This is a genomic window from Mucilaginibacter sp. P5_A6 (genome assembly GCF_056400585.1).
Genome location: NZ_JBFUKZ010000005.1, coordinates 202,974 through 216,124, shown reverse-complemented (window position 1 = coordinate 216,124; position 13,151 = coordinate 202,974). Strand labels below are relative to the sequence as shown.

At 44.4% G+C, this 13,151-nt stretch carries 8 protein-coding genes; 1 reads left to right on the top strand and 7 read right to left on the bottom strand.

Translation table 11 applies throughout. The features are described from left to right. Window positions 1–12 precede the first annotated feature (12 nt). The 7 genes from AC1DO4_RS07520 to AC1DO4_RS07490 all read right to left on the bottom strand — a co-directional run bounded on the left by AC1DO4_RS07520 (window position 13) and on the right by AC1DO4_RS07490 (window position 11,111). A complete protein-coding gene (locus AC1DO4_RS07520) occupies window positions 13–672 on the bottom strand; it encodes a GNAT family N-acetyltransferase (RefSeq protein ID WP_477414423.1) in 660 nt (219 codons plus the stop codon). Window positions 673–684: 12 nt separating this feature from the next. Then, on the bottom strand, window positions 685–2,055 hold the full coding sequence (locus tag AC1DO4_RS07515) for a Na+/H+ antiporter NhaC family protein (protein WP_477414421.1): 1,371 nt from the start codon (window positions 2,053–2,055) through the stop codon (window positions 685–687). Window positions 2,056–2,228: 173 nt separating this feature from the next. Continuing rightward, on the bottom strand, window positions 2,229–3,659 hold the full coding sequence (locus AC1DO4_RS07510) for an NAD-dependent succinate-semialdehyde dehydrogenase (RefSeq protein ID WP_477414419.1): 1,431 nt from the start codon (window positions 3,657–3,659) through the stop codon (window positions 2,229–2,231). Between the two features lie 100 nt (window positions 3,660–3,759). Then, on the bottom strand, window positions 3,760–5,058 hold the full coding sequence (locus tag AC1DO4_RS07505) for an aspartate aminotransferase family protein (protein WP_477414417.1): 1,299 nt from the start codon (window positions 5,056–5,058) through the stop codon (window positions 3,760–3,762). Window positions 5,059–5,068: 10 nt separating this feature from the next. Next, the gene (locus AC1DO4_RS07500; protein WP_477414415.1) at window positions 5,069–6,640 is read right to left on the bottom strand and encodes a flavin monoamine oxidase family protein; all 1,572 of its coding nucleotides are present in this window, start codon (window positions 6,638–6,640) and stop codon (window positions 5,069–5,071) included. 15 nt (window positions 6,641–6,655) lie between these two features. Next, window positions 6,656–8,023, bottom strand: a complete 1,368-nt coding sequence (locus AC1DO4_RS07495; RefSeq protein WP_477414413.1) for a RagB/SusD family nutrient uptake outer membrane protein — start codon at window positions 8,021–8,023, stop codon at window positions 6,656–6,658. A gap of 10 nt (window positions 8,024–8,033) precedes the next feature. Continuing rightward, the gene (locus AC1DO4_RS07490; protein WP_477414411.1) at window positions 8,034–11,111 is read right to left on the bottom strand and encodes a SusC/RagA family TonB-linked outer membrane protein; all 3,078 of its coding nucleotides are present in this window, start codon (window positions 11,109–11,111) and stop codon (window positions 8,034–8,036) included. A 329-nt stretch (window positions 11,112–11,440) separates the two neighbouring features. On the opposite strand from AC1DO4_RS07490, the gene AC1DO4_RS07485 reads away from it, so the two are divergent. After that, a complete protein-coding gene (locus AC1DO4_RS07485) occupies window positions 11,441–12,463 on the top strand; it encodes a hypothetical protein (RefSeq protein ID WP_477414409.1) in 1,023 nt (340 codons plus the stop codon). Window positions 12,464–13,151 lie beyond the last annotated feature (688 nt).

Genomic DNA, 13,151 nt, shown 5'->3' with positions numbered 1-13,151 from the left:
CACCAATTTGTTTCAGACCTCTTTACTTATATCTAATTTTATCAATACCCCGTAATTTCCACATACAGGGTCGTTTACATGTTCGGGCATCAGGGCTATGGGTTCAAAGCCTATTTTCATTTGTTTGGTTAGTGTGGGATCTTTGCGCTTGCCGGTGAGCAGTTCCTCGTAGTAGGTTTCGCCGCTCATTTGGTCGCTTACCGCGCCATAGCCGCTCATCATACCTACGGTTAGTTGTCCTTTTAAGCCCAGCGTTTTGGCCATTTCATGCCTGGCCCTGTAAAGGATCCTGGCCAGGCCCATGCCGCGGTACGCGGGCAATATACCCATATCAAGTCCGTAAAGCCAGTCGCCATTTGGGTTGTGGTTGGTAAGCCAGCCGCCTGCTATGGTTTCGGCAAACGTATGCTCATAGTTGGCAAAATCAAAGTTGGTACGCATGGTGGTGGTCATGCCTATAACATGATCCTTATCGGTTATTACAAACTGCCCCTCAGGAAAAACTTCCAGGTGCCGTAAATAATGTACCGCCCTGATATGCTCCTCACTTGATAGCGTGGGGAATATGATTTTTTGAAGCTCCTCCAGTTGTTCTACATGCTCGGTCCTTGTGTTTTGAACAACCAGGCCGTTAGGCATCAACTTATAATATGCAGGTTTTTCTGTTATCATAATCTTAAAAAACTAAGCAATGGTATAGCCCATTACGATATAAATAAGCGATGAAAACATAAATGCGATCAACGCGTATGGTAATTGTGAAAAGGAATGTTTGAGGTTGCTTACATCGGTACTTTGTGATGTTAATATGGTTGCATCACTATAAAGGCAGGCATTTGAGCCAAACACGCCGGTACTTACAACGGCTCCGATGCTCATTAATACGTTTGCACCCAAAGTGTGTGCCAGTGGGATCACTATAGGTATAACCACCGCGTAAACTCCCCATGACGAGCCGGTAGAATAAGTGATAAGCGATATGGATACAAAAATAATAACCGGTAACAGCTCTTTATTGATATAAGGTTTTACGCCATTGATCACATAACCTGTCAATCCCATTTTATCACCAACATCCTTTAAAACATAGCTCATGATAACGAGGGCCAGGGCATATATCATGCTATTAAAGCCAGAAAAAACAGTTTCGCTCAATTGCTGAAAGGTGCCAAGCTTTATAATGAGATAATAAACAAAGGTGAACGCAACACCAACCATTATACCCTTAAGGGCATCGTAATTCATTAAAAAAGTACAAACCAGGGTAACGGCAAGTGGTAGGATAAAAAATAAAGAACTCGGCTTTTTTTTGGTTTCAAAGCCTGATGACTGGATGATAATCTCTTCGGGTTCTGCCGGCAGGGCTATAATGTGGTTGGCTGAAAGTAATTCGGCATTTTTCATCCGGCCAATTATGGGTATTGCCCCTATAATTACCAGTGGGATAAGCAGCACAGATACCCAGCCATAAGCCACATAAGGAATAACAGACAAGTATACATGATTACCCTGCCCCTGGGCTGCAAACTTGCATTTTTCCAATATCGACCCAATAAAAACTGTCCATGTGGAAAGCGGGACAATAACACACCACGGGGCCGATGTGGTGTTAACGATATAAGCCAGGTACTCCCGCGATATTTTAAAATGATCTGTTATCTTTTTCATGGTGACACCTACCGTAAGCGCGCTTAAATAATCATCCAGGAAAATAAACAGCCCTAATGCCCATGTGCCAAATAAGGCGGTCTTTTTTGTTTTGATATATTTAAGGGCATCCTCACCAAACTTCATGGCACCCCCGCTTTTAACCATAAGACCGATGAGGGAGCCATATAAACCACAAACCAGTATCACCCATACTGTACTTTCATCCTCCATTACCTTGTAAAAACTGGCAATAAAACCGGTGAAGAAATTGGTGTGGTCATGAAAGCCAATGATGATAAAGCCGGCAATACAGCCCAGTAGCAACGCCTCAAAGGATGCCCTTAATGCGATAGCCAGTACAATTACTACCAGTGGCGGAATTAATGCAAGTGCCCCGTAACCCATGTGTTTAGTTTGTTATTTTATTTGTTAATTCACGATGTTATTTTGAGCGCAGCGCGGCAACGGCGATTTGTGTAAGTTCGTCGTGCATGGTCCGCGATTGCTTCGTCGTTTATCTTAGTGATGACAAGTTGTAGAAATCCAGACTTACGAAGTTTTTAAAACTTCGTAAGTCTTTATAATCCCCCTGTACTTATCAGTTTCTTCTCCATGTATTCATACAATCCCTCGCTGCCGCTCTCGTGGCCCTGGCCGCTGTATTTCCATCCGCCAAAGGGTGATTCTGTTCCGTGAGGCGCCCATTCGTTGATCCCCACTATGCCAAATTCCAATCGTTCAGAGGCGTAAATGGATGTTTTTAAATTATTGGTGAATATGTAGGACGCAAGACCATACTCGGTATCATTGGCCTTGGTAATGGCGTCATCCAGGTCGTCAAAAACAAACAATGGCAGTACCGGTCCGAAGATCTCTTTCTGCGCCAATACTGATGTTTGTTTGAGGTTGCCAATAACCGCTGGTTGTAAAAAATAGCCGTGTTGCAAATGGGAGGGGACTATACCACCCGTCATGATCTCCGCGTTTTCTGTTTTGGTTTTATTTACCAGGTCAAGTACACTTTCCCGTTGTTTTTTGGTGATGAGGGGGCCTACATTCACACCCTCATCAAATCCGTTACCCACTTTTAATTTACTTACATAGCCTGTAACTGCTTCGGCGAACTGCTCATAAATATTTTTATGTACATAAAACCGCTGTGGCGAAGTACAAACCTGCCCGTTATTGCGGAAACGGGCTATTGCTGTTACCTTAGCTAAGCCATCAACATCTACATCATCAAATATCAACACAGGCGCATTGCCCCCAAGCTCAAGCGAGAGTTTGGTATGCGTACGCGATGCGCCATCCATTAATATTTTACCCACGCGGGTGCTGCCCGTAAAGCTTATTTTTTTAAGCAGGCGATTGTTAAGCATTTCATCCCCTATAGCCGCGGCATCGCCTATAACCACATTCAGCACGCCATTTGGTAACCCGGCTTTTACCAAAGCATCAACCATGTTAAAAGCCGACAGGGGAGTTTCTTCTGAGGGTTTGGCTACAACAGTGCAGCCGGCCGCTAAAGCTGCAGCCCAGGCCCGTGCCGGGTTATAGGCCGGGAAATTCCACGCGGTAATAACACCTACAACCCCCATCGGCTGGTAAATTACCGAACTGCGTTTATCCGGGCGGTTGGTTGGTATAACGCGGCCATAGCTGCGCTTGGCTTCTTCGGCATACCACTCAAACAGGTTTGCTGCAACAGCCCATTCTCCCTTAGCCTCGGGCAGGGGTTTGCCGCTTTCCATTACCATGTCATGTGCAATGATCTCCAGGTTCTCCCGCAAATAGTTAGCGGCTTTTTTTAAGATCTCGGCCCGCTGATAGGGTGTTGTTTTACTCCACGATGCAAAAGCTTTATGTGCTGCATCAATAGCTGCCCGGCAATCATTGGCATTGCCTGAACTTAGCCTGTCAATTACATTTTCGGTAGCCGGATCGATCAAATCCATCTCCTGTTTATCAATCGCAGCTACCCATTCCCCGTTGATGAATTGTTGTTTCATAGTCGATCTGTTTAAGCTTGCCGTAAACAGACTTGTGAAGTTTTAAAACTTCGTAAGCCTTTAGCGACATAATAATTTTATAATTGGTTTATAATTTAGTTTATGCCGATAATTCAGCTAAGCCATTTTCAATAATATCAAGGCCTCTGTTTAATAAAGCCTCATCAATAACCAGCGGACTCAGTATCCTGATCACATTGCCATTTACCCCTGCGTTGATTACGATCAAACCATTATCGGCACAATAGCCGATTAGCTTTTTGCATAATCCATCGTCAGGTTTAAAAGGGTCATTATCCTTTACCAGCTCAAATGCCATCATAGCGCCCAGACCGCGTACATCGCCAATTGCGCTGAACTTTGATTTGAGGTCATTAAAGCGGCTGCGTACAATATCGCCTACTTTTGTACCAAGCGCATTGATATCTATCTCCTCCATATATTTCAGCGTAGCCAGTGAAGCTGCACAGCAAACCGGGTTGCCGGGGTAGGTGCCGCCAAGGGTTGATGGTTTACAGCTATCCATAATATGCGCCTTGCCAATAACACAACCTATTGGCATACCACTGCCCATTGATTTTGCCCAGGTGGATATATCGGGCGTTACACCGTAATGCTCATAAGCGGCCCATTTTCCGGTACGGCCAAAACCGCTTTGCACTTCGTCGAGTATCAGCATAATGCCATACTTGTCACAAACCTCACGCAAACCCCGAAGGTATTTTGGGGGTACAACATTGAAACCACCTTCGCCTTGCACAGGTTCAATGATGATGCCTGCAACCTGCTCGGCCGGCACATTGGTATGGAAAAATGTTTCCAGCTCGCGCAGGTGAACATCAGAAAACTCATCAAGGCTTAAACCATTCCCATAGCGGTAATGATCTGGGAAGGGAATTCGGTAAACCTCAGGCGCGAAGGGGCCGCAACCCAGTTTATAGCCCACTTTTGATGTAAGTGTCATGGCCATCATGGTACGCCCATGGAAACCACACTCGTAACTTATTATTGCCGGGCGACCGGTTGCCTGCCTTGCAATTTTTATAGCGTTCTCCACACTCTCTGCACCCGAATTGGTGAGCATTACCTTAGTGTTTTCACCATGCGGTAACAGGGTAGCCAGTTTCTCGGCCAATTGCAGGTAAAGATCATAGGTGGCCACGTTAAAGCTGCAATGGATCATTTTGGCCGCCTGTTCTGCAATGGCAGCTACAACCGGAGGGGGGCAATGCCCGGCGTTTACTACACCAATACCGCCGGCAAAATCAATCATTTCGTTACCATTGGCATCAATAATAATAGCCCCGCTGGCACTTACCGCTGTTGAGGGGTTAAAGATCCCAATGGCGTTAGGCACCCATTTTTTTCTTCTCTCTAATAATTCCTGCGAATTGTCCATGGTTGTAATTTTATACTTCTTTCATAATCAGCTTATTTTTAAAGCTTCTTTTGCTTGCTTTGGCTACCATTTCTGCAGCCATCCTGCCGGTTTGGGCTGCACCGTTCATATAGCCCTGGCAGGTAAGGCTTACATGCTCGCCCGCAAAATAAATATTGCCTACTGGTATTGCTTCCCAACCGGCAATAGTGCTCCACTGGCCCTTTTTAAAGGTACTGTATCCGGCCATTGTATATGGATGTTGGCTCCAGCAAAACTTAACAGTTTTACCGTTGTAGTCTTTTAGTACACCAGGATAAACTTTGTCCAATTGTGGTACTATCCGGGCTGCCAGTACCTCATTTTTTTCATTACAAAGGGTATTGATGATATGGCCGCCGCCAAAAAGGGTAAAGCTGCCTTCTGTTTCTGACTGCATCTGGCTGCTGTCCCATCCGCAGCCAAATTCAAGATCGGTAAATGTATAGCCGGCTTTACCCGCTTTGCGCCAGGGTTTAGTGTTTACGCCCATAATAAACTTGCCGCTGTTGCCATAACCTAACTCATCAATGCTTTTTCGTTTTTCAGGGGGCATGGGTATATCAAATTTTATCTTTCGGAGTATGCTGAATGGGATAGTTATGATCACATAATCAGCTGTTAATCTTTTTATTATACCTTTCTGATCAAAACTGAGTAGATATTTTTTTGTTTTAGTTTGGCTGATGGCGGTAAGCTTATACCCCAATAAAACGCGGTCATTTACCTGTTGGTATATTTTATCGGTTAAGTGCTGACTGCCGCCTTTTATTTTAAATACCTCATGCTCATCACCAAACAATTCATACTCTTTTTCGGCAGATATGGGTTCGGTAAACATGATGAGGAAGTTGATAGCAGATTGCTCCGAAGTTTCCATGCCATACTCCATTGTGAGCACTACGTTTAACAATTTGTTTAGCCAACCTGTTATGCCAATGCTGTTTATGTATTCGGAGATAGAAAGGTTATCGAAGTGTTGAAACGAGGTTGCCGTGGTAAAATTTATTTGCCTGGGTAATGATTTTACATCTTTTTCTATCAGCCGGACAAACGGGTGGATGGCTCTTTTAAGATCTTCGCCATTGAGGTGTTTTCCTTCAAAAAAAAAGGTTTTTGGATCAAGTTTATCGAGTTTTAGATTATAAAAATCGACATTTAACTCATTTGCGAGCTGAATTATCTCGGTATGGTCTGTATCAACAAATTCGCCGCCCAGATCGGTAGTGATGTCCTTGCCAAATTTATCTTTAATGGTAAACATCCGCCCGCCGGTGCGTGATGATGCTTCGTATACCGTGCTTTTTAAACCCATTTTTTTTAACTGGTAAGCCGCGTTTAAACCTGCCATACCTGCACCAACTATGGCTATGCTGGTATGCTGGGTATCGCCTAAAGTGAGGGCATCTGCAAAGGCCGGCAGCAAGGCCATGCCGCCAGCCATTAAACCTGCATCGCGCAAAAACTTTCGGCGGCTATCGTCCATTTGCTCATGGCTAATTTCATCCTCCTTAAGGGACGAAAAAAAGGCTTTTCTTAACAGGTGAATAAATGGACTATGCATTTCCTGGTTAGCGAATTAGTATCCTTTGTTTTGTACCACCACACCGCCTGTTGAACTGATCTCGCTTTGCGGGATAGGCAGTACAGGGTTTACCTCATCACCTAAAACTTCGGCTACTTTTTGGGTGCGGGCCAGGTCAAAAAGGCGGTGGCCTTCAAAGTTGAGCTCGGCACGGCGTTCGTTTAAAACAGCGTTTAGGTAGGTTGCATCGCTGGGCACATTGGCAGCGGTTAGTTTGGCCATGCCCCGGTGCTGCCGAATAGTGTTCAGATCGGCCAGGCCGTTAACCCTGCCTAAAGCTTCGGCCCTGATAAGGTAAACCTCGGCCAGGCGGATAACGTAAGCCGAGTTGTCTTTGGTGGTTTCGCCCCGGTATTTTCCGGTCCGGCCGTCGGGTTGAATGCTTTGATCAACATTTACAAAATCAACCAGGCTGGAGCGATCGTCGGTTGGGCGGCTGGTGAAAAAGGTGTTCAGGTCTTCGGCGGCTAAAAATGCCACATCTGTTCTTAAGGCATCATCACGCACATAGGTAAGTCCGTTGTAAGCGCTGTTATTTTGTTGATCGAAAACCAGTTCAAATACACTTTCGGATGTGTTTTTTTGTGTATAGATCTTGCTCAGATCGGCGGCCGGTAACAACGCATAGGCGCTGTTGTTGATTACCAGCGAAGCGGCTGTAGCAGCACCTGCTTTATTTCCCTGGTATAAATACACCCTTGCCAACAACGCGTTTGCAGCGGCTTGCGATGCATATTTGCTGCCGTTATCCGTGTTTAGCAATTTAACGGCTTGTTGTGCGTCGGCTATTATTTGTTTGTATGAATCGGCAACGCTGCTGCGCTTAACGGGGGTAGCCGGGTTGGCTGTAGAAGTAACTATTGAAATGCCATAGGCTGATGTATTATCCCAGTGCTCGCCAAACATGCGCAGCAGATCAAACAAGGCCAGGCTGCGTACAAAATAAGCTTCGCCTTTTATGTTTGATAGCTCAGTAGCATCAGTCCCGGGAACCTTGTCTGCGTTTTCGATGATCTTGTTGGCTGCATAAATGGAGTTATATACCTGGATATAAATTGCCGATGTGTAAATATTACTTGGTGATACAGCCTTGTTAGCAATGTCTGTAAGGTCAATCACGTCATAACCACCTGTAGTGCCGTTGTCCGAATAGCATTCGGCCAGCAGCGGGTAATAGCCGCCATAGTAGCTTTTGTTTTGCAGTGTGCTGTACATGCCTATACGTGCACTATGCAAACCGGCTACATTTTTAAATACGGTACCATCGGCTACTTCATTTGGCGATGTAACATCCAATACCTTTTTGCACGAAGATTGGATGATGGCAACCAGGAGAAGAACAACTGTTATATATTTTCGCATAATAGTAGAATTAAAATTTAAAGTTTACACCCAATAAAACCGTGCGTGCCTGCGGATAGGCAGCATAATCAACCCCGGCAGTACTGGGCGAGCTGCCGCCGTTTGAGCTAACCTCGGGATCAAAACCATAGTATTTGGTAAACGTGCAAAGGTTTTGTGCCTCAACATAAATCCGCAGGGATGAAAAGACTTTGCTGCTTTTTGGTTTGATGGTATAACCAAGGTTTACCGTCCTGATCCTTAAAAAAGAGGCATTTTCAATAAACTGCGATGAGTTTTGCACGTAATTCTGGAAAACCATAGATGCCCTTGGGATATCGGTTACATCGCCTGGTTTTTCCCAGCGCTTGTTCACAATGGTGGCATTGTTGGCGTATACCTGGTAAAGGTACTGGTCGTCATAACCGCCATCGCTCCAGCCAAGGGTTTGGTAGGTTGAGCGGATAAGGTTATATACTTTGTTGCCAATACTAAACTGGGTTGAAATATTAAGGTCAAAATCATTATACCTGAAACTGTTGCTCCAGCCGCCAAAATAATCAGGGGTGGCTTTACCCAATACCTGCTGGTCATCGCTGAATTTAGGACTGCCTGTTTGCGGATCGACGCCTAAATATTTATACCCATAAAAAGAGCCTACTGCCTCGCCAACCTTTAAGATATGTGTTGGAAACAAATCGCTGTAGGCAGAAAGTAATTGGTTATCTGACGATAGTGCGAGGATCTTGCTTTTAATAAAACTTATATTAAAGGCGGTTGTCCAGGTAAAGTTTGTGGTTTTTACAGGGTAAGCGTTTACAGAAAACTCGACACCGGTATTCTGAATATTACCCGCGTTTATCGTTTGTGTTGCAAAACCAGAGGTAGCCGGGAGCGGGGCCTCGCTTAACAGTTCGGTACGGTTGCCTTTGTATGCCTCTAACGAGCCGCCTATTTTGCCGCCGAATAATTCAAAATCCAAACCGGCGTTAATCATTTTGTTGCGTTGCCAGGTCAGATCGGGGTTGCCGATGTTTCGTGGTTTTAAGCCCGATACACCATCATAGCGGGATGGCTGATAATAGCTCTGGTATTGAAAATCGCCTATCTCCTGGTCGCCGCTTAAGCCGTAGCTAAACCTCAGTTTAAGGTTGGTAAGCCATTTGGAGTCGCTCAGGAATTTTTCTTTGCTGATTACCCAGCCGGCAGAAACCGCGGGGAATAATCCCCAGCGTTTATTGGGGTCGAATCTTGATGAGCCGTCATAACGGGCGCTGGCCGATAACAGGTACTTATCATCATAAGCATAATTGGCCCTGAACAGGAATGAAAGCAAGCCCCAACCCGAATGCAGATCGGTAGCCCCGGTAACGGTTGACGCACTGGAGATGTTGGTAAGCCCGGTTCCCTCTGGAAAACCCTGCGCGTTGATCGATGAGTTTTCGGTACGGGTTGATTGGGCTGTAAAGCCACCTAACAGGTTGAGGCTATGCTTTTCGGCAAATGTATTTTGATAGGTTAAGGTGTTTTCGTTAATCAGGGTGGTATTGGAGTAGTTGCCTTTTATAGCTTTACCCCCAACAGCAGAGGCATCTGAGGTAATGGCATCAAAAAACTGGTCGTCGTTAAGGCTGGTATAATCGGTACTGAACGATGCCCGGAACTTCAGGTTTTTAAGCACTTCAATATCAGTAAAAACACTACCCAAAAAGCGGTAATTGGTGGTGAACGCCTGGATCTCTTTTGCTGATTTTACCGGGTTATCACTTAACCAGCTGGCTTCATACTGGGTGTAATCTGAATAACTGCCATCTTTATTATAAACCGGCATTAAGGGCGATGCACCTAAAGCATTGGTTACAATACCGGTGTAAGTGTCATCATTAAAACTACGCCTGTTTTTGCCGTAGGTAAAGGAGGTATTTGTACCAATGGTTACCCTATCGCTCACCTTATTATCAAGATTGAAACGGAAGGATGCGCGTTTGTAGTAATTCTCTATCACAATACCCTGCTGATCAAAGTAATTGCCCGAGATAAAGAACTTTGTTTTTTCGCTGCCGCCGCGGGCTGATAGTTGAATGGAACTGATAGGGGCTGTTTTCAGGATTTGGTCGAGCCAGTTGGTATTTACTTTTGTTTTCCAGTTAGCAGGCAGCGGATTGGTTAAAACCGCGGGGTCAAATCCGTCCGGAAACTGGGTAGGGTCATCCTGGTAAAGTTTCAGGTCCTGTTTGCGGGCATCTTCTTCCAAAGCAACAAACCCCTTGCTATCTAAAAATGGAATGGTATGCGCAACATGCTGAACGCCGGTATAGCTATCAAAGCTAAACTCCGTTTTTCCGTTTTTACCGTGTTTTGTGGTTATCAGCACAACACCATTGGCGGCCCTGGCTCCATAAATGGCGGCGGCCGAGGCATCTTTTAAAATCTGTATGGATTCGATATCATCCGGGTTAATATCGGCTATCGAACTGATGTTCTGGCCCTGGCCAACCACCGTACCATCGGTTGTGTATGATGTGGAAAGGGAGGAGTTACTTTCGCTGATCATGGGGATCCCGTCGACCACATATAAAGGATTGCTGGCGCCGCGAACGCTCACCAATAACCCGGCACCTGGTGTGCCCGATGGCGTGGTTACCAAAATTCCGGGTACTTTGCCTTCAATACTCTGGGCAAGGTTTGATACGGGCTGGTCTTTAAAATCCTTATTGCTGATGGAGCTGATGGCCGATGTAAGGCTGGATTTTTTTTGCGTACCATAACCAACTACAATTACATCGTTAAGCTGGCTTTTGGTTTCTTCCATCACTATGTTAAGCAAGGTTTTACTGCCAACATCAGCGGTATAGGTTTTAAAACCTATATAGGATATAACTAATTGTTGATTGCTGCCATTAACCTGGATAGAAAACATACCATCGGCATTGGTAACAGTTCCCTGTTTGGTGCCCTTTATAAAAACAGACGCACCAACAATGGTTTGTCCCAGGCCATCTTTTACGGTGCCTTTAACAGTACGGTCTTGTGCCGAGGCAATAGGAGGGGCTGTTAAGCAAAGCCACATGGTTAAAACAGCAAATAATAAGCGTATGGTTTGTTTCATAGTGTGGATTTAGGAGATTATTAAAAATTTTATTTAAAATTTATCCGTATTAGTTTGTTTTATAAATATCATCAAGTCAAATGAGGAAAAATATAAGTCAAAATATTTTTTTGAAATAAATTTTTTGAATTGATTTACAGTGGGTTGTATTTGGTCAAAATTAAGTCTAATTTTAAGTCATAAATTTTACCTGTGTTTTGGTCAAAAGGCAATAAAGTAATTAATCCATTTTGGTACTTAGTGTAGCAGGTATTAATTATTATTTGCAAAAAAAATATTGAAAACTGATCTTTAAAACAGGGACTATTTTATTAAGAACCACCTATTTCATGCATTTATCCCATAAAATACAAAAAGCAATAGCCGAGCATCCTAAAGTTTTAGCTGCATTAAAGATAAAAGGGAAGGAAAATACCTGGGAAGAGTTTACACGAACCCAGTTTAACCTGGTTGCCCGGGTAATAAATAAACAAATAAGCCTGGAAGTACAGGCCAATCCCGACCTGGTTGAAATGGGGTTGATTATAGGCCGTCAGCAGATTAACAATCAGCTGGAAACACTGCGTTGCCAAAACGTATATGATTTTATAAAGTACCTTGGCAATATGGGCGAATACCGCGTTTATAACTGGATAAGCGGTAAAACCCTGCAAAGCTACTGGAACGGCGGCGAGGCAAAATATATTAAGGTAAACGCGCTGCTGGTTTTTTTACAGGTGCCTTTCAACAATTGGGATGCCTGGCAAAAAGAAACGGGCAAAAGTACCAGCACCTACAGGCATAACCTTGCCAAGGCGCCGGTTGCAGGGCTTAGCTTAAGCAAGTCGTCTATATCGGTTATTAAAAGCTATTTTTTGGGTAATTATTTTTTGTACTATCAAAAAACGGATGGCAGCAAAAATGTAATTAAAACCCCCTTTGTTTTAAAGGAGCACGAAAGCGGGCAGGTGATTGTAAAATCGGTATCCGAAGGGCACCGGTATAGTGGTAAGGTTGTTGGTATAAGAGATGGCTGCCTGTACATCAATTGCCAGAATCTTGATTTTGAAGAAATGGAACAGTATATTTTTAACCTGGGCCTCGAAACAAAACCCGAAGTGCTGTTTGGTGTAAGCAACACCGTAAGTGTAAAAAACCGGCAGGCGGTAGCGCTTAAAAATATCCTCGTTAAGCAAAAAAACAACCATCCCGATTTTGAAAATATCCCCGAAGCGGAGATCCCCTTTAATAAACATTATGAAACCAATACCGAGGAAGCTATAATTGTTAATTACCTTAAGCAATCGGCCAATAATATTATTACCACGTTTACATGCTGTAACCTTAATGATGTTGCCGGGTTAGTTGTATAAAGGGTTGGCTCGTTTATAACCATGCAGAGCGGATTTTCACAGCAAATCTGTAGGTAGGGGATCGCTTTGTGCGTTATAATGACATTATTTTAAGTTATTGATTATCAAGTATATTTTGTTATCTATAGCATGAGTGGCAAATTTCGCTGAACTGAAATGATGTTTCAGCATGGCGGCGAGTCGACTCACCCCGACGATCCGTTAGCTAACGGACGTCTGCCCCTCTCTCCGACTGCGTCGCATAGAGGGGCAGAGAAATATATAAAAAAAACGAGCTCCACCCTCTTTGCGGCGCGGCCGGAGAGAGGGTCGGCCAGCGAAGCGTAGCCGGGGTGAGTCGATGCCAGCATGCAAAGCCGATTGCTTGGTTTAAAGCCAGCACGTCATCCCTCTTTTTTTCAGGATTATCCTGGTGGTTACTCGACGCTTGGATATGTGCTTCATTAGAAGTGTAAAATTTCCTCAGGGGCGTAGCCCCGAAACATTTTGTAACAACGGGTTTCAACCCGTTGAATCTGGGCGATGAAAAACGGAGAACCATAGGTTCGGCACATATAACGATAAATGGGCCGTTCCTACGGAACTGTTAATAGGAGCAGTTATCGTCCACGGGTTAAAACCCGTGGTTACAATACGATTCGTCCGCTATGCGGACTATTGTTAAGTCAACAGTACTAAGTCTTAAGTT